General features: G+C 68.7%; 22 protein-coding genes. 7 read left to right on the forward strand and 15 right to left on the reverse strand.

Translation table 11 applies throughout. The features are described from left to right. Nucleotides 1–50: 50 nt before the first annotated feature. Together Q0V34_RS18310 and Q0V34_RS18315 are read right to left on the reverse strand one after the other, a co-directional pair. Nucleotides 51–596, reverse strand: a complete 546-nt coding sequence (locus tag Q0V34_RS18310; RefSeq protein WP_297514983.1) for a hypothetical protein — start codon at nucleotides 594–596, stop codon at nucleotides 51–53. Nucleotides 597–661: 65 nt separating this feature from the next. Then, entirely contained in the window at nucleotides 662–898 is a 237-nt protein-coding gene (locus tag Q0V34_RS18315) for a hypothetical protein (protein WP_297514987.1), read from the reverse strand. Nucleotides 899–1,007: 109 nt separating this feature from the next. Between Q0V34_RS18315 and Q0V34_RS18320 the strand changes: the two genes are divergently transcribed. Together Q0V34_RS18320 and Q0V34_RS18325 are read left to right on the forward strand one after the other, a co-directional pair. Beyond that, nucleotides 1,008–2,750 (forward strand): hypothetical protein, encoded by a 1,743-nt coding sequence (locus Q0V34_RS18320; RefSeq protein WP_297514990.1) that lies wholly within the window; start codon nucleotides 1,008–1,010, stop codon nucleotides 2,748–2,750. 109 nt (nucleotides 2,751–2,859) lie between these two features. Further along, nucleotides 2,860–4,791, forward strand: coding sequence for a hypothetical protein (locus Q0V34_RS18325; RefSeq protein ID WP_297514993.1), 1,932 nt, complete (start codon nucleotides 2,860–2,862; stop codon nucleotides 4,789–4,791). Between the two features lie 87 nt (nucleotides 4,792–4,878). On the opposite strand, the gene Q0V34_RS18330 is transcribed toward Q0V34_RS18325, so the two are convergent. The 3 genes from Q0V34_RS18330 to Q0V34_RS18340 all read right to left on the reverse strand — a co-directional run bounded on the left by Q0V34_RS18330 (nucleotide 4,879) and on the right by Q0V34_RS18340 (nucleotide 6,864). Further along, the gene (locus Q0V34_RS18330) at nucleotides 4,879–5,337 is read right to left on the reverse strand and encodes a GtrA family protein (RefSeq protein ID WP_297514996.1); all 459 of its coding nucleotides are present in this window, start codon (nucleotides 5,335–5,337) and stop codon (nucleotides 4,879–4,881) included. Further along, nucleotides 5,334–6,335 (reverse strand): glycosyltransferase family 2 protein, encoded by a 1,002-nt coding sequence (locus Q0V34_RS18335; RefSeq protein WP_297514999.1) that lies wholly within the window; start codon nucleotides 6,333–6,335, stop codon nucleotides 5,334–5,336. The genes Q0V34_RS18330 and Q0V34_RS18335 overlap by 4 nt, the downstream gene beginning before the upstream one ends. Before the next feature lie 70 nt (nucleotides 6,336–6,405). Next, nucleotides 6,406–6,864, reverse strand: a complete 459-nt coding sequence (locus Q0V34_RS18340) for an Lrp/AsnC family transcriptional regulator (RefSeq protein ID WP_297515002.1) — start codon at nucleotides 6,862–6,864, stop codon at nucleotides 6,406–6,408. Nucleotides 6,865–6,967: 103 nt separating this feature from the next. Here Q0V34_RS18340 and Q0V34_RS18345 point away from each other — a divergent pair, with 103 nt between their 5' ends. Continuing rightward, nucleotides 6,968–7,762: a tryptophan 2,3-dioxygenase gene (locus Q0V34_RS18345; protein WP_297515005.1), complete on the forward strand. Its 795-nt coding sequence runs from the start codon at nucleotides 6,968–6,970 to the stop codon at nucleotides 7,760–7,762. After that, a complete protein-coding gene (locus tag Q0V34_RS18350; protein WP_297515044.1) occupies nucleotides 7,735–8,913 on the forward strand; it encodes a class V aminotransferase in 1,179 nt (392 codons plus the stop codon). Before Q0V34_RS18345 ends, Q0V34_RS18350 begins: the two co-directional genes overlap by 28 nt. Nucleotides 8,914–9,037: 124 nt before the next feature. Here the strand turns inward: Q0V34_RS18350 and Q0V34_RS18355 are convergent, their stop codons facing one another. The 6 genes from Q0V34_RS18355 to Q0V34_RS18380 all read right to left on the reverse strand — a co-directional run bounded on the left by Q0V34_RS18355 (nucleotide 9,038) and on the right by Q0V34_RS18380 (nucleotide 15,786). Next, on the reverse strand, nucleotides 9,038–9,607 hold the full coding sequence (locus tag Q0V34_RS18355; RefSeq protein ID WP_297515008.1) for a sigma-70 family RNA polymerase sigma factor: 570 nt from the start codon (nucleotides 9,605–9,607) through the stop codon (nucleotides 9,038–9,040). Between the two features lie 76 nt (nucleotides 9,608–9,683). Next, nucleotides 9,684–10,046: a restriction endonuclease gene (locus Q0V34_RS18360; protein WP_297515011.1), complete on the reverse strand. Its 363-nt coding sequence runs from the start codon at nucleotides 10,044–10,046 to the stop codon at nucleotides 9,684–9,686. Nucleotides 10,047–10,091: 45 nt separating this feature from the next. Further along, nucleotides 10,092–12,914, reverse strand: coding sequence for a DNA methyltransferase (locus Q0V34_RS18365; RefSeq protein ID WP_297515014.1), 2,823 nt, complete (start codon nucleotides 12,912–12,914; stop codon nucleotides 10,092–10,094). Nucleotides 12,915–13,183: 269 nt separating this feature from the next. Further along, nucleotides 13,184–15,097: an excinuclease ABC subunit UvrC gene (gene uvrC / locus Q0V34_RS18370; protein ID WP_297515046.1), complete on the reverse strand. Its 1,914-nt coding sequence runs from the start codon at nucleotides 15,095–15,097 to the stop codon at nucleotides 13,184–13,186. Nucleotides 15,098–15,114: 17 nt separating this feature from the next. Then, entirely contained in the window at nucleotides 15,115–15,396 is a 282-nt protein-coding gene (locus tag Q0V34_RS18375; protein WP_297515017.1) for a type II toxin-antitoxin system RelE/ParE family toxin, read from the reverse strand. A 3-nt stretch (nucleotides 15,397–15,399) separates the two neighbouring features. Further along, nucleotides 15,400–15,786 (reverse strand): antitoxin, encoded by a 387-nt coding sequence (locus tag Q0V34_RS18380; protein WP_297515021.1) that lies wholly within the window; start codon nucleotides 15,784–15,786, stop codon nucleotides 15,400–15,402. On the opposite strand from Q0V34_RS18380, the gene Q0V34_RS18385 reads away from it, so the two are divergent. Then, nucleotides 15,779–16,399, forward strand: coding sequence for a TIGR02466 family protein (locus Q0V34_RS18385; protein WP_297515024.1), 621 nt, complete (start codon nucleotides 15,779–15,781; stop codon nucleotides 16,397–16,399). The two genes, Q0V34_RS18380 and Q0V34_RS18385, sit on opposite strands and share 8 nt — an antisense overlap. On the opposite strand, the gene Q0V34_RS18390 is transcribed toward Q0V34_RS18385, so the two are convergent. Together Q0V34_RS18390 and Q0V34_RS18395 are read right to left on the reverse strand one after the other, a co-directional pair. Then, the gene (locus tag Q0V34_RS18390) at nucleotides 16,380–16,778 is read right to left on the reverse strand and encodes a thiol-disulfide oxidoreductase DCC family protein (RefSeq protein ID WP_297515027.1); all 399 of its coding nucleotides are present in this window, start codon (nucleotides 16,776–16,778) and stop codon (nucleotides 16,380–16,382) included. The two genes, Q0V34_RS18385 and Q0V34_RS18390, sit on opposite strands and share 20 nt — an antisense overlap. A gap of 40 nt (nucleotides 16,779–16,818) precedes the next feature. After that, entirely contained in the window at nucleotides 16,819–17,373 is a 555-nt protein-coding gene (locus Q0V34_RS18395) for a TetR/AcrR family transcriptional regulator (protein WP_297515030.1), read from the reverse strand. Nucleotides 17,374–17,440: 67 nt separating this feature from the next. On the opposite strand from Q0V34_RS18395, the gene Q0V34_RS18400 reads away from it, so the two are divergent. Next, nucleotides 17,441–17,842, forward strand: a complete 402-nt coding sequence (locus tag Q0V34_RS18400; RefSeq protein WP_297515033.1) for a hypothetical protein — start codon at nucleotides 17,441–17,443, stop codon at nucleotides 17,840–17,842. A gap of 6 nt (nucleotides 17,843–17,848) precedes the next feature. Here the strand turns inward: Q0V34_RS18400 and Q0V34_RS18405 are convergent, their stop codons facing one another. Both Q0V34_RS18405 and Q0V34_RS18410 read right to left on the reverse strand, forming a co-directional pair. Further along, entirely contained in the window at nucleotides 17,849–18,481 is a 633-nt protein-coding gene (locus tag Q0V34_RS18405) for a DUF998 domain-containing protein (RefSeq protein WP_297515036.1), read from the reverse strand. Between the two features lie 202 nt (nucleotides 18,482–18,683). Next, a complete protein-coding gene (locus Q0V34_RS18410) occupies nucleotides 18,684–20,405 on the reverse strand; it encodes a M20/M25/M40 family metallo-hydrolase (protein WP_297515039.1) in 1,722 nt (573 codons plus the stop codon). A gap of 269 nt (nucleotides 20,406–20,674) precedes the next feature. On the opposite strand from Q0V34_RS18410, the gene Q0V34_RS18415 reads away from it, so the two are divergent. Further along, a complete protein-coding gene (locus Q0V34_RS18415) occupies nucleotides 20,675–20,914 on the forward strand; it encodes a flagellar basal body rod C-terminal domain-containing protein (RefSeq protein ID WP_297515040.1) in 240 nt (79 codons plus the stop codon). The last annotated feature ends 178 nt before the right edge of the window (nucleotides 20,915–21,092 follow it).

A 21,092-nucleotide genomic window follows, 5' to 3' on the forward strand; every position in this document is an offset into this window, starting at 1 on the left:
AGCTTCGTTCAAGCCCGCCTCCGGGTGAACAACCTTCATAGCTTCGACACCTAGGGCCGCTCCACCCGCGCTCCGTTCCGCACCCAATAGCACCGCCGCCGGCCCAGCTCCGTTCCGCAGAAGCCGGGCTCCATCGTGCCTTCGTGCAACATGACGTACTGGTCGCGGCGGCACTGGAACCAGGCGCGCTGAAAGTCCAGGTAGTCGATGTCCTGGTGGAACACGGGCCGCTGGTCGACCGTGTAGAAGCGGGTCATGGCGGTCAGGCCGCCGAAGCTGCCCCGGCCGTTGACCAGGCCGCAGATCTGGCCCGCGCGTGTCGCCCAGACCGCGCCCAGCTCCAGCGGCGAGGCCTGATGCAGGCGGGTCTCCAGATGGGCCCTGGCGATCCGCCATTCGGCGCGGGCGCGGGGGCCGAAGCGGGCCGCCTCCTCTGGCGTCGGCGGCGGCAGGACGCCGTTGGCGCGCTCGAACGCCGCCAGGTCCAGGCCCACGAACGGCAGGGCCGCGAGCGTGCCGACCACGGCCAGCCCCGACAGGATCAGCGGAATCCTCGGCCGCCGCGTTTTCCGTTCGCCAAAGTCCCTGACCGCCATGCGCCCTCCGCTTTTCGGATAGACTACATTCGTAATCTGGGGCGGCAAGATGAAAAATTACAGACTTAATCTGTGGGGGGTTCCTTGGGCTCGTCCGCCTCGTCCGGGCGCGGCGTGGCGCTCTCGGCGGGCGGAGGCGGCGGCGGATCGGCGGTGAAGAACGCGCCCAGCAGAAGCATCATGCCGGCGATCGGCGCCATCGACCGACGCGAGCGTTTGACCACGCCGATCGCCCAGTATCCCAGCACGACCAGCAGGACGCCGAGAAGGATCAGAACAAGCGTGACGCGCGGGTCGCTCATGGGCTGGATGTGGGGTTGTAAAGCTTGAGCGCAACCTCAGGCTTGCTCTCGCCCGAGACTCCATCGCATGGCCAATTCGATGCTAAGGAGCCTGAGCATCGGGGGGATCATGCGCCTTCAAACCAGGTATTCTCGCGAGCAGATCGCCTTCGCCGTGGCGGTCACGATCGTTCCGATCCTGCTTTGCGGCTTCATGTTCGGCCTCGACATCCCGTTGGCGCGGGCGCGGTTCTGGAGCCTGCCCAAGGGCGACATGGCCCCCATGACGGCCGCGTGGGAGGCCTTCCTGCGCCAGCCCTGGCATTGGCCGCTCACCACGGTGACCGGGCTCACGGAAAAGCCGGTCTCGATCGTCTTCACCGACAGCCTGCCGTGGCTGTCCTTGGCGCTGAAGGCCAGCGGTCTTGGACGGCTGATCACCCCGGTGGGGCTGTTCCTCTTCCTGTCCTATCCGCTGCAAGCCTGGAGCATGGTCGCCCTGCTGCGCGCGCTGGGCGTCAGCGACCGCTGGACGCTGCTGCTGGGCGGCCTCCTGGCGCTGCTGTTTCCGGCCTGGATCGCGCGGCAGTTCGGGCATGTCGCCCTTTCGGGCCACTGGATCATCCTGCTGGCCCTGACGCTGACCGTCGCCTCGGCGCGCGAGGGCCTGACCTTGGGCCGGGCGCTCGGGTTCGGGGCGCTAGCCGGCCTCGCCACCGGGATTCACGCCTACCACCTCGTCCCCATCGCCGCCTGCGCCGGCGCCGCGGCCCTGTCGGAAATGCTGCAGCGTCGGCCCGAGGGCGCCTGGCGGGCGCTGCTGGCGGCGGGCTTCGTGTTCTGGGCCGTGTACCTGGCGATGAACATCCTGGACTACCGGGACGGCCTGGGCAGGACCGGCGGGGCGGCGGCGCTGGGGTTCTATTCGATGAACCTGGTCGGGCCGGTCTGGCCGCAGGCCTCGCTGCTGGCGGGGCAAACCTGGAATGGCGAGTGGTACCGCGGCGTGCTGGACGCCACCGGCGGCCAGGCCTTCGAGGGCTTCCAGTTTCTCGGCTTCGGGGCCCTGCTCCTGGTGCTGGCCATGACCGGCGTCGAGACCGCCGACGCCGTGCGCCGGCGCGGCGTCTCCCGCGCGTTCTGGGCGCGGTGGAGCCCGCTGATCCTGGCGATGACGGGCCTGACCCTGTGGGCCGTCGGCTGGAGCGCCTACGCTTTCAAGGCCCACCTCTACGACCTGCCCAGGCCCAGCGGCCGGCTGGCCGAGATCGTCGGCGGCTTCCGCGCCCACGGGCGATTCTTCTGGGCGGTCGGCTATCTGCTGATCGCGCTCGCGGTCGCGTGGACGCACCGCCGCCTGCCGCGGCGGACCGGTCTGGCCGTGCTGGCCGCCGTCCTGGCGGTGCAGGCGGTCGACACCAGCCCCTTGCGGCAGGGCGTGCGCCAGGTGTTCGCCGGGCCGGATGTCTCGGCCTATCCGCGCGCCCTGACCGACAGCCGCGCGACCGTCCGACGGCCGTGGTTCTTCGCTCCGGCCTATTTCTGCAGTCCGTCACAGCGCGATCTTCGGGTGATCCGGCAGATGAACCTGGCGATCGTCCGGGGCGGCGGAACCAGCAACACCTTCGCCACGGCCCGCGGCAACGACCCGCCCTGCGATCCGCCCAATCCGCTGATCATGCAAGACGCCGCGCCCGGCGATCGGCGCATCACCGTGGTGATGAGCAACCAGATGAAGCGCGGCGGCTTCCTGGGACCGATCGCCCAAAGGCGCGACTGCTATCGCTTCGGGCGCGGGGTCGCCTGCGGTCGCGACCTGGCCGGCCTGCCGGGCTTGACGCCGGTTCAACCTGGCGAGCTTGCCGGGCCCTAGGCCGCGCCGCCGAGGGGCTCAACCCAGGCTCGCGGGCTTTCGCGCCGACGCTTTGCTGCTAGTAATCGCCAGCGCCGCGCGCGCTGGGGAATCGAGGGACGGAACGGACATGGGCGACGGGGGCAAGGCCAGGTGGATCTGGCGCATCGGGGTCGGCTTCTGGTGCTTCGTGCTGGCGGGCGCCCTGTCGGCCAACCGCGTCCTGTCTCTGTCGGTCGACAGCTCCTACCACCTGCAGGTCATGGAGGTGGTCCGCCACGCGTTCCTGATCCCCGAAAAGGGCCACGAGTGGATGGCCGAGATGGCCTATTATCCCAAGCTCAGCCACCGCTTCGCCGGGCTGTTCGCGACCCTGGGCTGGCGGCACCTGAACGCCCTGACCATGGCCGGCGTGCTGTCGGCGGCGGTGGTCTGGGCCTGCCTGTTCGCTCAGGCCCGCCGCGTGTCGCTGATCTTCCTGGGCGCCGGCGCGGCCCTGACGGTGGTCAATATCTACGCCTCCCGCGCGGCGTTCGGCGGCGAGTTGATCGACAACTTCTTCTTTCCGCAGATCGTCGGCGAGGCGGTCAATCTGGCGTGCCTGGTCGGGGCCGTCGCGCTCCTGCCGCGCTCGCGGCCGATCTTCGTGGCCTATGCCGTGGCCGCCGTCGTGTTCTGCGGCTGCTTCCACCTGGTGCCGACCTTGCAGCTGGCCGGGGCGCTGATGGCCATGCTGGGCGTCACCTGGCTGCGCGAGCTGATCGCCACGCGCCGGTTCGAGCCCGTCGGCCTGGTCGGCCTGATCGCCATCCCCGCCGCCATCGTGCTGAACCCCTTCTTCGCCAAGATGCGGTTCATCGCCGGCAACAACGGCAGCCTGAACCTGGGCGCCGATCTTTCGATGGAAGGCCTGGCCGGGATCTCGGCGCTGCTGCTGGTCCTGTCGGGCTGGGTGCTGCTGGCCGAGCTGCTGCGCCCGCTCGAGGCCGATGAGCCCGGGACCGAGGAGAGCAACCGCGCCGCCCTGATGTTCGCCGCCCTGGGCGCGGCCTGCGCGGCCGCCATGCTGGCCCAGTACGCGGCGTTCAAGATCCTGCACGACGGCTCGCACTACGCGGTGATGAAGCATAGCTTCGGCGTGCTGAGCCTGCTGGCCTTCATCGTGCCGCTGTGGGGCCTGACCCTGCTGGGCGTGCGCTCGCGCCTCTCGGACGTGCCGGCCAACTGGCCCTGGCCGCTGGGCGCGGCCCTGGCCTTCGGGGCCCAGACGGTCGTGATGCTGTGCCTGTTCCTGCGGCCCAGCGTGTTCGACGTCCCGCGGCTGAACGCGGTCATGGAGGACGTGCGCCAGGTCCGCGTCACGCGCGGCCTGAGCGGCGACCAGGTGATGTTCAGCGCCGCGGGGCTGCCGCCGATCAGCACCTACATGGCCACCATCGCCATGCTGCAGTCGCCGCACGGCCCGAACGTGCTGAGCCTGATGGCCGACGGTCGTCCGGACCGGGTGGGCGACGTCCCGCACGTCGTGACCCTGGTCGGCGACGCCTACGACAAGCCCGGCTGCCGCGAGGGCGCGCCGATCGGCCAGGTGGTCGTTGTCGCCGGCCCCTGCCTGGAGCCGCCGTCGCTGCGGTTCAAGGCCGGCGGCTCGGGCGTGCCCTATCTGCGCGAGGGCTGGTCGGTCCCCGAGGCCGGCGGCGTCTGGGCCGACGGCAAGCGCTCGATCGTCGAGATCCCGATCGCCCCGTGGCAACGCGCGCTGAAGGCTCCGCGGCTGGAGGCGGCGATGTTCGCCTTCCTGCCGACGCCCTTCGCCAAACGGACGGTGATCGTCTCGGTCCCGGGCGGCGTCTCCGAACGCTTCGTGTTCGATCGCCAGGTGGCGGTCAGCCACGCCTATGTCCTGGCCCTGCCGCCCGAGGCCTTGAAGGGCGACACCCTGCGCGTGACGATCGACACGCCGGACGCGGTGATGCCCAAGGCGATCGGGCTGTCGCCGGACACCCGACTGCTGGGCGCGGGCCTGGAGGCGATGCGCATCGCCGACGGCGCGGCGAAGTAGGGGGTGCCAACCCCCGCTCATCCCCGCGAAAGCGGGGACCCAAGCCGAGTCGACGACGCGTGGCGCCGCCGCGTCCGGTCCCTATCGTCAGCTTGGGTCCCCGCTTTCGCGGGGATGAGCGGATGGAGGGGCCGCGTGCGCGAACACCCAGAAGTGGCTCAGCAGGAACAGCGCGCCGGTATAGCTGACCGCCGCCGCCCCTTGCGCGGCCACGCTCCACAGCGGCCCGGCGGGCAGGACCAGCTTGGCCAGGGTCAGCACGCCCTGGTTCAGCGCGAAGGCAACCGCCACGGCGACCACATAGCGGACCGGCGTCGACCGGCCCGTGCGCCGCGCCTTGAAGACGAAGAGCTTGCTCAAGACGAAGCTGACGCAGACACCGACCGCGTAGCCGATGGCGTTGGCCAGATGGGCGGGCAGATGCAGGCCCACGTCCAGGGCGACGATGATCGAGAAGCCGACCAGGGTGTTGAACACGCCGGCCACGCCATAGCGCAGGGCCGAGATCAGGAACTCCCGGCGGGCCGGGGTCAGCAAAGCGCTCACGCCTCGCCGCCCGGCGCGTCGAAGCCGTAGCGGTCCATGACCACGTAAAGCGGCCGGCCCTTCACCTCCTGATAGATGCGGGCGACATATTCGCCCAGCGAACCGATGGCCAGCATCTGCAGCCCGAAGCTCATCAGGATCACCACCATCAGCGACGGATAGCCCGGCACGTCGCGGCCCCACAGCAGGGTGCGGACGATGATCGAGGCCGCGAACGCCACGGCCAGCAGGCCCGCGATCAGGCCGATATAGCTCCACACCCGGATCGGCGCGCCGCTGAACGAGGTGATGCCGTCCAGCGCGAAGTTCCAGAGCTTCCAGTAGCGCCAGGAACTGGAGCCCGCCGCCCGCTCGGGCCGGGCGTAGGGCACCGGCTCCTGCCGGAAGCCGACCCAGGCGAACAGGCCCTTCATGAAGCGGTTGCGCTCGGGCAGCTGGCGGATCACGTCGACCACGCGCCGGTCCATCAGCCGGAAATCGCCGGCGTTGTAGGGCAGGTCGACCTCGGACAGGCGGTTGAACGCCCGGTAGAAGCCCTGGGCCGTCAGGCGCTTGAGGAAGCTGTCGGCGCTGCGGTCGATCCGCACGCCATAGGCGACGTCCGCGCCCTTCTCCCAGGCCTCGACGAACTGGCCGATCAGTTCGGGCGGATCCTGCAGGTCGACGTCGATCGGCACCACCATGTCGCCGGCCGCCGCGTCCAGCCCGGCCGACAGCGCCGTCTCCTTGCCGAAGTTGCGGGCCAGGTTGATGATCTTGATGCGCGGGTCGCGCTGATGGCGCCGCAGCAGCACGGCGAGCGTATGGTCGCGGCTGCCGTCGTTGACGCAGACGATCTCGTAGTCCAGCCCCAGCTTGGCCAGCTCCGTTTCCATCCGGTCGAAGAACAGGTCCAGCACCTCCTGCTCGTTGAAGCACGGCGCGACGATGGACAGGCGCTTGCCGACGCGGCTGCGCGTGACGAGGGCGGGGGAAACCGGCGCGGACGACTGAACCATGAAGAGGGTTTAGCCAAGTTGCGCGCGGAGGGGGAGGGGGCAGAAGCTCGAGCGGCCCGGCTTCCAGGCTCTACACCCCCTCCATCACCCCGCCGCCTTCCTTGATCGCCTTCATGCACACGGTCGTCGTGTAGCGCTGCACCCCGGGCAGGCGGCTCAGCTCCTTGCGCAGCAGGGTGTCGAGATCCTCGACGTCGGCCGCGACGATTCGCAAAAGGTAGTCGCCGTCCCCGGCCGTGGAGTGGCAGTCGGTGATCGACGGATGGCGCAACACCGCCGCCTCGAACGCCTCGTGGCGGGCGAAGTCGACCGTGGCCAGGGCGAAGACGGTCAGGCCCTTGCCGACGGCCTTGGCGTCGATCCGCGCCCGATAGCCGGCGATCACGCCCTGCTTCTCCAGCGCCTGGACGCGCGACCAGCACGGCGACTTCGACAGGCCCACCCGCTCGGCCAGGGTCGCGAACGAGATGCGGGCGTCGGCCTCCAGAACCCGGAGGATGGCGAGGTCGACCCGGCTGAGTGTGGTCATTCGTTCCGCTCAACGGAGATCTGAAAGGACATTGTTCTAGCGCCGGGCGGGCGCGCGACGCAAACCAGGACAATGTCCCGAAAAAAGCCGCTAGGGTTTGGCCATGGCGCAAGACATGACCTACGCGCGGTATCTCGCGCTGGACGAGCTGCTCTCGGCCCAGAAGCCGCTGAGCGACCGGCACGACGAGCTCCTGTTCATCGTGATCCACCAGACCAAGGAGCTGTGGCTCAAGGAGATCATCCACGAGGTGCTGCTGGCCAAGCGGCTGATCGCCGGCGGCGATGTCGAGCCCGCCTACAAGGCGCTGGCGCGGGTGTCGCGGATCCAGACGGTGATGACCCTGTCCTGGGACGTGCTGGCCACCATGACCCCCGCCGACTATCTGAGCTTCCGCGAGGATCTGGGGACCAGCTCCGGCTTCCAGTCGCACCAGTTCCGCACGCTGGAATACCTGTTGGGCCTGAAGGACCAGAGCTTCCTGAAGTTCCACGCCGAGGGCTCGCCGGCCATGGCCGAGCTGACCGCCGCCCTGGCCTCGCCCAGCCTCTATGACGTCGCCATCGCCCAGCTGCCGCGCCACGGTCTGGCCGTGCCCGACAGCGCCCTGCACCGGGACTTCACGCAGACCTACCAGCCCTCGCCCGAGGTCGAGGCCGCCTGGCTGGCCGTCTATCGCGACCCCAAGGCCTATTGGGAGCTCTATCAGCTGGCCGAGAAGCTGGTCGACCTGGACGACGCCCTGGTCACCTGGCGTCACAAGCACGTGCTGACCGTCGAGCGGATCATCGGCGGGCGACCGGGCACCGGCGGCACCGACGGGGTCGGCTATCTGGCGACCACCCTGCGCCGCCGGGCCTTCCCCGAGCTCTGGTCGCTGCGGACCAAGCTCCGGTGACCGCGCGCAAGGATCTGTTCTCGCGGGCGCTGTCGGTTCCGGGCCGGCTCCACATGGCCGCCCACAGCCACCACCTGTGGCCCGACGCCACCCTGGCCGCCCACCTTGAGGCCTGGGAGGACGGCGCCGTCCTGGCCGACCACAAGTGGGACAAGGCGCTGGGGCGGATCTATCCGGCCGCCCAAGCCCTGGTCGCCGGCGAGCTTGCCCTGCCGGCCGCCGACACGGTGGTCTTCGCGCCCAACACCCACGCGCTGCTGGCGGCGCTGGTCTCGGCGGTCGGGCGCAAGCCGGTCCGCGTGCTGTCGACCACCGGCGAGTTCCACTCCTTCCGCCGCCAGGCCCAGCGCTGGGACGAGGCCGGCGAGATCGCCCTGACCCTGGTCGACGCCGACGCGCCCGACTTTCCCGAGCGCTTCGCCGCCGTGGCGCGGGGCGGGGACTTCGACCTGATCTTCGTCAGCCACGTCTTCTTCAAGACCGGCCACGTCTTCGACCGGGTCTGGGACCTGGCCGCGCTGTCGCGGCCCGAGGGGCCGTGGCTGGTGGTCGACGGCTATCACGGCTTCCGCGCCGTGCCGACGAACCTCTCGAGCGTCGCCGATCGCGTCTTCTATCTGGGCGGCGGCTACAAGTACGCCATGGCCGGCGAGGGCTGCGCCTTCCTGCACGCGCCGCCGGGCTTTGGGCCGCGCCCCGTGCTGACCGGCTGGTACGCCGAGTTCGGCGACCTGGAAGGCCCGCCCGGCGGGGTCGGCTACGCGCGCGACGCCGGCCGCTTCCTGGGCGCGACCTTCGACCCCTCGGGCCTCTACCGCTTCGTGGCGGCCGGCCGGATGCTGGAGGCCGAAGGCCTGACCACGGCGACGATCGCCGGGCACGTCCGAGGGCTGCGGACGCTGCTGCTGGACAGGATCGCGGCCGGGCAGGCCGGGCCGCTCGCCGAGGCCATCGTCCTCAACCCGCCGGACGAGGGGCCCCAGGCGCGGTTCCTGGCCCTGCGCCACCCGCGCGCGGCGGCGTGGAAGGCGGCCCTGGCCGAGCGCGGCGTGGTCGTCGACGTGCGCGACGACGTGCTGCGGGTGGGGCTGTCGATCTATCACGACGCGACGGATATCGCGGCGTTCTGCGCGCACTGTATCTGCCTCTGATCCCCTTCTCCCCTTGCGGGAGAAGGTGTCAGCGGAGCTGACGGATGAGGGGTTTCCCGGCACCGCCGCGCGACCCCTCACCCGGCCTTCGGCCACCCTCTCCCGCAAGGGGAGAGGGAATATCTCAAGCCGCCAGTCGCTCCAGCGCCTGGAGCATCGAGCCCATCGCCTCGTGCACCGGCTTGCCGTCGCGGGCGTAGTCGCCGGTCTCGAAGATGCGGACCAGGTCGGCGCGGGCGCGGCTGACGCGGCTCTTCACCGTGCCGACGGCCACGCCGATCATCTCGGCGGCCTCTTCATAGGAGAACCCGCCGGCGCCGATCAGGATCAGCGCCTCGCGCTGCTGCTCGGGCAGCATCAGCATCGCCTGGCGCAGGTCGTCCAGCGCGATGGCGCCGTCGAAATTGGTGTTGGCCACCAGGGTCCGCTCGGCGGTCTCCTGGTCCAGGCCCACCGAGCGCCAGCTGCGGCGCTTCTCGGAATAGAACTGGTTGCGCAGGATCATGAAGGTCCAGGCCTTCATGTTGGTGCCCAGCTGGAAGCTGGTCCGGCTGGCCCAGGCCTTGGCCACCGCCTCCTGCGCCAGATCGTCGGCGGCCGTGGCGTCGCCGCACAGCGACCGCGCGAAGGCCCGCAGGTGCGGGATCAGGGCGATCAGCTCGCGCTCGAACGTCTTGGTCTGTTGCTGGTCCATGGGGGCCTCCCTCGACAATCTCACGAGCTCTACAACGAGCCGGCGCGGGGGAGGTTCCTGAGGGAACGCGGGTTGCTCAGATGGCGGCGAGGGCGGCGGCGTCGACGGTAACCCGCTCGACCATCGCCACGCGCACGCCCAGGCGGTGCTGCCGGAGGAGGTCGCACAGCATCTCGCCGTCGACGAGATCGATCGCCGGCGCCCCGTCGCGGACGGCCTCGCGCCGCGCCTCGGCGGTGAAGGTCCCGGTCGTCAGGATCAGCCCCATGTCCGCCCGCCCGACCATGGCCCCGCGGAAGTCGCGCACCGTCGAAGACCCCACCGAGCCCTGCCAGCGCTTGCACTGGAAGATCACCTGGAACGACAACAGGTTCATCCGCAGCACGCCCGTCCCGTCGATGCCGCCGTCGCGGCGGCTTTCGTTTGGGCGACCCCTCATCCGTCAGCTTCGCGGACACCTTCTCCCGCAAGGGGGAGAAGGCCGCTAGGCGTCGACTTTCTTGCGGCGCTTGGGCTTGGCGGGTGTCGCCAGCAGGCCCGCCGTCATCTTCTCGTACAGCATGAACAGATGCTCGACCCGCTCGCGGTCGCTGCTGAACGGCGCCTTGCGGTAGAGGCGATCAACGGCGAGATCGAGCGCCTTGTGCGCCTTGCGGAGATCAGCTGGCATCACGTCGGGGTCGTAGAGATCGGCCAACGTCGCGTTGGGGTGAGCGGCGCGGGCGTCTAGGATCGCTTGGGCCAGGGTCTCAAGATGGCTTTTGGCTGCGTCGGTCAGCGTAGGCCAGGGAAAGGCGTTATAGATGGAAGGGGAGTAGCTAATATCGCTTTTCAGTCTTCCTGCGACACAACGCACCCAGGCCATGTGCATTTGCGATGTTAAGATGGCGAACAGAAATTTGTCTGCGCCGACGATCATCTGTAGCTTGTTGCTAGCGATTACCGTCTCTGGAAGAAATGCCATCGGCAGGTAGGGACGGTTTTCGGACGAGACTTCGGGAATGGCGAGATAGGCTACGTCCGGCTGACGATCTTGAGTGAACAATGTCGGCATCTCTGCGTACTCTCGGACGCTTGCTGTTGGGCTCGCCAGCCGCCCTCGCCGGACTCGGTCCAACCGGACCCTGATCGGTGCAGACATGCGAAGGTCGGCCGGATCAGCATCCTTCAACCAAAGGCACCACCGCCATTGGCCTGAGATCAGTTCGTCGCCGCCAACGTACGGCCTCAGCCAGCGCTCGGCCGTGGGGTCTTCCGCCAGCAAGTTGGCCCGATCGGACTCGTCGAGGATAAGGTTGCTTGTCGTAGTGTAGGTGCCGTCTGGCTGCTTCAGCCTTGCGCCGTCTGTTGGTTGGCTTCCCTTCAACATAGGCGGCATCCCACGAGGGCTGGTCGTTCGGGAGCCAAGTGCTAAGTCAGGAGCGGCCAGGAGGTAGCCATTGATATGCTCGACCTTGGCGGCTGTCGGCTCATCTGCAGGCGATTGGTAATCGAACAAGGTGCGCGGACCTTCGTAGTCCCACCCCATTCCCACAATGACGCAATGCACGGCGGCCGTACCGCGCGCGTCCGACCCCCACGGGAAGGTTCGATGCGCAAAAATTATAGTCAAGTCCGAGCGCAGGAGGGCAGGCCAGAGAATGCTTGCTTGCTCGCCCTGGCAAATACTGTTGGTGGAGACCAACGCGATCTTCAATTTCCGGCTCTGCATTCCGTAGTCGGCAGCCTTTTTGAACCAGCAGGTTACGAAGTCGAGTCGGCCGAACCTACCGTGGCTACCCCAGACCCGACCCATGGCGACGGCTTGTTCGGCCGTCCGCCATTGGTGCCCGATAAACGGCGGGTTCCCGAGCACATAGCTGCACTCGGCCGGCGGCAGCACCGTCGCCCAGTCGATCTCCAGCGCATCGCCATGCATGATGTGCGGCGCGGCCTTGAGCGGAATGCGGGCGAAAGCCTCGCCGAACTCCTGGCTGAGCCGATTGTTCATGATGTGGTCCATCATCCACATCGCCGTCTCGGCGATCCGGGCGGGGAACTCGTCGATTTCGATGCCGTAGAACTGATCGACGTCGACCTTGGTGAGGCTGGCGACGTTGAACCTGAAGTCCGCCTTCGTGAAGCCCGGCCGATTGAAGACGTCGCGATAGAGCTCGACGAGAACCTCGATCTCCAGCAGTCGCAGTTCGCGGTAGGCGATGATCAGGAAGTTGCCGCAGCCGCAGGCGGGGTCGAACAGCTTGAGGCTCGCCAGCTTGTCCTGAAAGGCGCGCAGGGCCGCCTCGCGCCCGCGCTTGAGGTCCTTGATCCTGGCCAGTTCGGCCCGCAGGTCGTCGAGAAACAGCGGCTCGATGACCTTCAGGATGTTCTTTTCGGTGGTGTAGTGGGCGCCCTTCTGTCGGCGCTCCTTGGCGTTCATCACCGACTGGAAAAGGGCACCGAAGATGGCCGGGCTGATCCGCTCCCAGGAAAAGCCGCACGCTTCCAGCAGGCGCTCGCGCATCGCCTCGTCGAAATCGGGGATCGGCAGCGTCTCGGCGAACAGGTCGCCGTTGATGTAGGGGAAGCGGGCCAGATCCTCGTCCAGGTTCTTCTGGCGCTTCTCGACCGGGGTGTTGAGCACTTGGAAGAGGTGGGTCAGCTTGGGCCCCAGATTGGAGCTGTCGGTGCGGTCCTCGATAAAAGTCTGCAACATGCCCAGTTCGTCGAAGATGCCGGTGTCGTCGGCGAACAGGCAAAACAGCAGGCGGACCAGCAGGCGCTCCAGCGGATGGCCGTCGTAGCCCGACGCCTTGAGCGCGTCGTGCAGCTTGCCCATCAGCTCGGCGGCGATGATGTTGACCGGATCCTGATCCTTGAAGATCCGCTTCTCGATCCCGACCACGAAGCCGAACGCTTCGACATGTCGAGGCAGATCGGCCAGGGCAAACCGGGTTTCGTCGCGCGTGTCGAGGTCGATCAGGTGGAAGGTCTGGAAGTCGCAGACCAGCACATAGCGCGGAAGCTCGTAGTCCTTCAGGCCGGGGAAGTAGTCCAGGGCCTGCTGCCGGGCGCGCGCGAGGTCGCGCCCGGCGGACTTCTGTTCGACCAGAAGCTTGCCCTTCCAGAACAGGTCGATGAAGCCCTGCTTGTCGCCCAGCTTCTTGACGGGCTCCTCGAAGCTCGCGACCTTGCGCCGCTGAACGCCGAAAACCTCGAAGAACTCGTTGTAGAAGGTTTGGGTGTCGCCCCGCTCATAACGAGCATCGGCCCAGTCGCGGGCAAAGGTTGCCGCGCGCGCCCGGATTTCATTCCAACTCAAGCGCATTCAGTGTCGCCCCCGTAACCCCCTCAACCTAGACGGCTTCGGCGCCGCTTGGCGAGAGTCTCCTTGTCCGCTTATGGGAGAAGGCGCCGGCTTCGCCTCCTTCCATTCCCGTCATTCCCGCCCTTGCGGCGGGAACCCCTCTATCGGCCGCGAGGGCGGGAGGGGCGGACTGCTTAGCCGTCCGCCGGCGTCTCACGTGTCAGCGGAACCAGGGGTTCCCGCCACAAGGGCGGGAATGACGGTAGGTTTTGGAGGCTGGGGTTTGATCCTCACCCCTTCCGGAAAAACCCGAAAATCCGTTCCGCCAGCGCCTGGCTGACGCCCTCGACCTTGACCAGGTCCTCGACGCTGGCCCGGCTGACGCCCTTGGCCGAGCCGAACGCGTGCAGCAGGGCCTTCTTGCGCCCCGGGCCGACGCCTTCGATCTCGTCGAGCGGGTTCTTCTTCAGGTCCATGGAGCGCCGCGTGCGGTGGGCGCCGATGGCGAAGCGGTGGGCTTCGTCGCGCAGGCGCTGGAGGTAGTAGAGCACCGGCGACTTGGGCTCGAGCATGAAGGGCGGCTGGCCGGGCAGGAAGAAGCGCTCCAGGCCCGCGTCGCGGTCGGGGCCCTTGGCGACGCCGACCACGGCGATGTCGTCGACGCCGAGGTCGGCCATGATCTCCAGCGCGGCGTCCAGCTGGCCCTTGCCGCCGTCGACCAGCACGAGGTCGGGGCGGTTCTCGCTGTCGCCCTCCTCCTCCTCCTTGACCAGGCGGGAGAAGCGGCGCTTCAGCACCTCCTTCATCATGCCGTAGTCGTCGCCGGGGGTGAGGTCGGTGGAGCGGATGTTGAACTTGCGGTACTGGCCCTTCATGAAGCCTTCCGGGCCCGCCACGATCATGCCGCCGACGGCGTTGGTCCCCTGGATGTGGCTGTTGTCGTAGACCTCGATCCGCTCGGGCGGGGCGTCCAGCTTGAAGGCCTCGGCGACGCCGGCCAGGAGCTTGGTCTGGGCCGAGCCCTCGGCCATTTTCCGTCCAAGCGCTTCGCGCGCATTGGTCAGGGCATGGGCGACGAGGTCGGCCTTCTCGCCGCGCTTGGGGACGCTGATCTCGACCTTGCGGCCGCTCTTGACGCAGAAGGCCTCGGCCAGCAGGGCGGCTTCGGCCGGCTGGACGTTGGTCAGGATCAGGCGCGGGATCGGCTTGTCGTCGTAGAATTGGCCGAGGAACGCGGTGAGGATGCGCTGCTCCTCGGTGGTGGTCTCGTCCTCGCTCTCGTCGGCATTGCCGGTGACGCGGGGGAAGTAGGCGCGGTTGCCCCAGTTCTGGCCGGCGCGGAAGAAGAACACCTGCACGCAGGCCTGGCCGCCCTCGACGTGCAGGGCCACGACGTCGGCCTCCTCCACGGTCTCGGGATTGATCTGGGTTTCCTGGGCGACGGCCGAGAGGGCGCGGATGCGGTCGCGCAAGCGCGCGGCGCGCTCGAACTCCAGGTCCTCGGCGGCTTCTTCCATGGCCTTGGCCATTTGCGCGATCACCGCGCGGGACTTCCCTCTCAAGAAAGCCTCGGCCTGGTCGACCAGGGCCTGGTAGCCGTCCTTGCCGATCAGGCCGGTGCAGGGGGCGGCGCAGCGCTTGATCTGGTGCAGCATGCAGGGCCGGTCGCGCGTCTCGTAGACGCTGTCGCTGCACGAGCGCAGCAGGAAGGCCTTCTGCAGGGTGTTCAAGGTGCGGTTCACCGCCCAGGCGCTGGCGAAGGGGCCGAAATAGTGGCCCTTGATGGTGTGGGCGCCGCGATGTTTCCGAAGTTGCGGCGCGTCGTGGTCGCGGCGGATGACGATCTCGGGGAAGCTCTTGTCGTCGCGCAGCAGCACGTTGAAGCGCGGCTTCAGCTGCTTGATCAGATTGATCTCCAGCAGCAGGGCGTCGGCTTCGGTGCGGGTGGTGACGAACTCCATGGCCCGCGTCGCGTCGACCATGTGGGCGATGCGGTTGGTGTGGAAGCGGCCCTGGGCGTACTGGATCACCCGCTTCTTCAGGCTCTTGGCCTTGCCGACATAGAGCACCTCGTCGGCCTCGCCGATCATCCGGTAGACGCCGGGGGAGTCGGGCAGGCGCGAGACCTCGTCCTTGATCAGGGCGGCGCCGGTGAGGCGGGGGGAGGGGGCGTCGGAAGTCACGTCGGTCACGGGGGCAGATATAGGCGAGTCCGGAGGGTTCAGCGATCTTCGAGGCTGTGATGAATGCGCGCGATCGTTACGCGGTCTGGGCGGACTCGATAGCTGATGACATAGGTCCAGGTGCGGAAGGGGACGACGAGCTCGCGCATCTCGCTGATCGCGGACAGTCGACCGCGCTCGGGGAACCGTCGCAAACCCAAGATCGCCGCCCGGAGCGTTGCGCCGAGGGCTTCGGCGTAGGGAGCGTCGCGATCGGCGAGCCAGTCTTGGAGACGTTCGAGATCAGCCCAGACAGGCCCGGCGATAACGATCCGTCGCACGGATCAGCGCTTCTGCCCAAGCTTCAACAGTCGCGCCTCGACCTGTTCCCACGGCACGCCGCCTGTCCGATCGGCTTCGTCGCAGATCGCCTCGAGTTCGCGCCAATAGGCGGCGTCGTGCTTGTCGAGGCCACGATCTCGCGCGCGCGGGGGCGCGCTATTCCACTGCGTCTCGCTCTCCTCGAAGCCCTGCTCGTCGGTCGCGTGCTTCAGGATGCCGCGCACGTAGTCCTCGACGGTCTGTCCCGCCGCTTTCGCGCGGGCGTCCAGCCGCTTGGCGAGGTCGGGATCGATCTTCAGGATGAGGTTGTCGCCAGCCATGTTCTCAACATGTTCCATCTCCGGTTTGTCGTCAACGCGCTCCGGCGCTATGACGCGCCCCATGACCACGCGCCCGCTCTTCGTCACCCCGCTCTACGAAGCCTCCCTCGCCGGCGAGAAGGGCTTCGAGGCCTTCATCGACGACCTGCACGACGCCTGCGTCGCCATCGCCGAGGAGGACGAGGCCGGCCAGGCCTGGGCCTATAACAAGGGCTATCTCGGCTACACCTCCTACGCCTCTCTGAACGACCTGCCGATGCGCGACAGCCTGTTCGAGGATCTGAAGAAGAAGCTCGACAGGCACGCGGCGGCCTTCGCCAAGGACCTGCGCTTCGACCTAGCCGGCGGCAAGCTGGTCATGGACAGCTTCTGGATCAACATCCTGGAGCCGGGCGGCCAGCACAGCGGCCACATCCACCCGCACAGCGTCATCTCCGGCACCGTCTATGTGACCATCCCGCCCGGCGCCTCGGCCTTGAAGTTCGAGGACCCGCGCCTGCCGATGATGATGGCCGCCCCGACCCGCGACCTCGACGCGCCCGAGACCCTGCAGCCGTTCGTCTATGTCCAGCCGGCCCCGGGGACGATCCTGATGTGGGAGAGCTGGCTGCGCCACGAGGTGACGCCCAACAAGGCCGACGAGCAGCGGATCAGCGTCAGCTTCAACTACGCCTGGCGGTAGGGCGGACGGCAAGGTGCGCGACCAGCCGCTGCAGCCTCGGTCGCACCCTCAGAAACCGGACATAGAGCGCCTCCAGGAGCCGCAGGGCCCGGGCCTGGCGGGCCAGCTCGCCGAACGGCCGCAGCGGCGGGATCGCGCGCCACATGGCCGCGAAGGCCGCGGCGCCCGACAGCAGCACGCCGTCCTCGCGGGCGTGGAACCGGGCCAGCAGTTCGGCGCGGTCGATCGGGCAGGTCGCGTCCGGCCCGGCGACGTCGACGAAGAGGATGGCGCCGCGTCGGTCCAGCCGCCGCATCAGGGCGATCTCGCGCACGCACAGGGGGCAGGCCCCGTCGAACCAGACGGTCAGCGGCGGCGTGGCGGGCGCGGCGGCGGTCATGGCGCGACAGATGCGCCCGTCCGCGCCGCTTGGAAAGGCCTCACCCCCTCGCGGCGGCCTCCAGAGCCTCGACGGCGCCGCGGATGGGGGCGGGGCCGACACAGACCTCCAGCAGGGCCAGGCCGTCCAACTGCGCCAGGATCGCGGCCGCCGCCCCGGCCGGATCCGCGACGCTGGCGGGATCCAGCCGCGCCATCAGCCAGGCCAGGAATCCGTCGCCGATCTGCCGGACGAGATCGACGAACGGCGCTTCGCCCCGCGCCGCCGCCGCCGCCGACTCGATCCACAGGCGCATGAACGGACGGTAGTCGTCGTCGACGACCACCCGGGCGGCCTTGGCCGTCAGCGCCGCCGGCGACAGGCGCTCGTCCCCGGGCAGCGCGGTCGCCAGCCGATCGGCGAGCGCGACGGCCAGGCGGCCCATGGCCAAGGCCAGCACCTCGGTCTTGTCGGTGAAATAGTAGAGCAGCATCCGATCGCTGACGCCGGCGGCCGCCGCGAGCTGGCGCAGGCTGGCCTGGGAAAGGCCGGTCCGCAGCAGATGCTCGGCCAGAACCTCGATCACCCTAAGTCGCTGATCGTCGCGAACATTCATGACGCACCCCACTTGTAGCGTTCGCTACAACTTACTAAACTCGTAGCACTCGCTACAGGAGACTCTCATGCCTCAGCCCGTCTACGCCTTTCTGCCCCTCGGCGCAGCCCTCGGCCTTGTGGTCGCCCTGGTCGTATTGGCCATGCGACCGAGGCTCGGTCGGCGAGCGTGGCTCGCGCCGGCGGCCCTGTCTGTCGCCTTCCTGACCCTCAGCGTGGATGTCGTGATCAAGGCGGGTCCCCTGGGTTTCGTGCCCGAGCACCTGCACGGGCCGTGGGGCGCGCAGATCCTGTGCGACCTGATCCTGTCGGCCGGCACGGCGCTGGCGCTGCTGCTGCCGCGCGCCCGAGCGGTCGGCATGACGACCATCCCCTGGATGGCGCTGATCGCGGCGACGGGGTCGATCGGTCTCCTGGCGATGACGGCCCGTTGCCTGTTCCTGGAAAGCCGGGCCGCCGAGACGGCCTGACACGGCTCAGGCCGAGGCCGACTCCAGCTCGCCCAGCGCCGCGCGGCTCCAGCCCTTGTCCAGGGTCCAGGCGGCGATGGCCAGCCACAGCAGGCCCAGGAACGCGTGGCCGCGCTGCCAGTAGCCGACGTCGTAGCCGGTGCGGATGTTCCAGACGCCGGTCAGCAAGGCGAAGACCAGCAGGAGCCCGAAGAACCAGCCCAGCGAGAAATGGGCCAGGCGGCGGTAGCCGGGCTGGCCCCACAGGGCCCAGGCGGTGAACAGCGGCGCGAACTGGATGGCCAGGCCCACCCCGCAGGCGCGGTGCATCGGGTCGGGCCAGTGGAACACGCCCGCGAAGACGGCGCCCAGCCCGGTCAGGGCCACGAACAGCCCCGCGAAGGCCGAGACGATCCGCCGCCCGCCGGCGTGCTCCAGCGCGTGGGTGAAGCCGGCGCCGGCGAACAGGCCCGCGATCCCGGCGATCACCATGCCGTAGTTGAAGACCTCGGGCATCGGCGCCTTGGGTCCCCCCAGTTCGCTGATGAACTGCGCGCCGGCGTTGAAGCCGGGGAACAGCCGCTGGGCCAGCAGCACGTCGGCCACCATCACGGCCGGCGCGATCACGCCGATCTTCAGGAAGGCGCCGGTGCGGTGCAAGTTTAAGATCCTGTTCCTGGTGACCGGAAAATCGCTCCGCGAGGTACGCCGGTCAATGGATCAAAACCCGTCATCCCGCGACGTGTTCGCGGGACCCATTTGTCCGCCGCGGGTGAGACGCAAGGCGAAGCGCTCACGTGGAAGCTGACCCATGGGTCCCGCGCATGAAGCGCGGGATGACGGTTTGGAGGAAGGGCCCTTGTTACCTCGCCGCCGACGGGTGCCCGGCCGGCGCGAACGTATTCCCGAAGAAGTCGCCCTTGTTCCAGACCGGGCGGGCCGGCGTGTTGGCCAGTTCGCGGGCGATCTCGTAGTTGACCAGGGCGAACTTGGCGGCCGCCTGATAGTCGATCGGCTGCGAGAGGTCGTCGCCCGGGTGGTGGTAGTTGGTCTTCAGGAAGGTGGTGAAGGCCTTCTCGCCGCCGTTCTGGAAGCCGGTCATCAGGAACACGGCCGGGATGCCCTGCTCGACGAAGCGATAGTGGTCCGAGCGGGTGAACAGGCCTTCCTCCGGCAACGGATCGCCCGAGAGGGCCACCCCGACGCGGGCGCCGGCGTGCTTGACGGCCTCGCCGACGGTCGAGCGGTCGGCGCCGAAGGCGATCACGTCGGTGAACGGATAGAGCAGCACCGGCATGTCCAGGTTCACGTCGGCGGCGATGTTGGCCTTGGCGACGGTCGGGTTGTTGGCGAAATAGTCCGAGCCGATCAGGCCCTTCTCCTCGCCGGTCACGCACAGCAGGATGATCGAGCGCTTGGGGCGCACCTTGCTGTTCTTGAAGCCGCGCGCGACCTCCAGCAGCGTGGCCACGCCCGAGGCGTTGTCGAGCGCGCCGTTGTTGATGCGGTCCTCGCCGGGCTTGGCGTTCTCGCGGATGCCGATGTGGTCGAGGTGGGCCGAGAGGATCACCGTCTGGGCCTTCAGCGTTGGGTCCGAGCCCTCGATCATGCCGACGACGTTGCTGCTCTCGCGCTTTTCGATCTCGGTCTTCAGCGTGACGGCGACCTTGGACGGCAGGGCGAAGCCCTTGACCGCGCCCGCCGGCTTCTCGGCCTCGGCCATCACCGCGTCGAGCGCGACCGGCGCGCCGGCGAACAGCTTGGCCGCGCCGGCCTGGCTGATGCTGACCAGCGACGGCGCCGACGGCGCGCGGATGGCGCCGACGTCCTGGGCGTTGCGCCAAGTCACGCGCCAGGCCTTCATGCCGCCGATGCCGGCCGCGAACGGACGGCGCTTCTCGCCGCTGGCGCTGGACATCGAGATCACGCCGACCGCGCCGCGCTTGGCGGCCTCGGCGCGCTTGGTGTTCATGTTGCTGAAGTGGGCGCGCTCCTCGGTCTGGATCGACGACGGCGCGCCGCTCAGCATGACGACGATCTTGCCCTTCACGTCCAGGCCCGCGTAGTCGTCGCGGCCGCGCGAGGGATCGACGATGCCGTAGCCGACGAAGACCAGCGGCGCCTCGACGCTGAGGTCGGCCGCCTGGGCCTGGGCGCCCGGCAGATAGTCCTCGCCGTACTTCAGGGCCACGGGCGCGCCGTCGGCGCCGGTCAGGGTCATCGCGCCCTCGCCGGCCGGACGATAGGCCAGCAGCGGCACCCGCTGCTTGTAGGTTCCATTGTCGCCGGCGGGCTTCAGGCCCAAGAGGGCGTATTGGGCGGCGACATAGTTGGCGGCGATGTCATAGCCGCGGGTGCCGGCCTCGCGGCCCTCCATGGCGTCGTCGGCCAGGAAGGTCATGTGCGCCTTGATGGCGTCGGGCGAGGGGGTGAAGTCCGAGATCGCCTTCTTGGCGGCCTTCGGAGCCGCCTTGGCGGCGGCGGCGGGCTTGGCGGCGGGTTGAACGGGCGCGGCCGCCAGAACCGGCTGCGCGATCATCAGCAGAGCGGCGCTGGCGAGCGCGGCGCGACGCGAAAACGACATGTCTTTGAAAGGCTCCGAGGAGAGCGAGCCGCCCCCCGGCCCGCGACGGGGCCGAACCATGTCGGGACGATGACAGCTTGTCGAGACGTGGCGACCTGAACGATTTGTAATGTTGGGCACGGTTTCGCGCGCCCGAGGCCGGTCGCGGGTTAACCGCCGCGTAAAAAAGATGACCGGGCGGTGACTTTTACCATCCTTGATCGCGGGGGCTTAACCGCGACGAGCGGATAACTGTCGGGAACACGCCATAGCCCCACGGGAGGCTCTCGATGCAGGCTCTTTCCATCGCCGCTTCCGGCATGATCGCCGCGGCCGATCGCCTGAACGCCAGCGCCCAGCGCGTGGCCTCGGCGGACGTCGCGGCCCAGAAGGCTCAGGACGACAAGGACATCGACTATGTCGGCGAGCGGGTCGCGCAGATCGGCGCGGCCGCCGACTTCAAGGCCAACGCCGCGGTGGTCAGGACCGCCGACGAGATGACCAAGCGCCTGCTCGACCTCAAGGTCTGAGCCTCGCGCCACGAGCGTGAGTCCGCCCGCCCCGGCGCGTCACCCGAGGCGGCCGGGCTACACCGCCGGCCAGTCTTCGCGCGCCCCCTTAGCGAAGGCCGTCCGGCCGCCGCCTCCCGCCCTGCCCCCTAGTCTCGCGGGAGGCGGCGTTCTTATTCTCCTCCCCCTTCGGGGGAGG

Source organism: uncultured Caulobacter sp., from assembly GCF_947036865.1.
Lineage (GTDB): Bacteria > Pseudomonadota > Alphaproteobacteria > Caulobacterales > Caulobacteraceae > Caulobacter.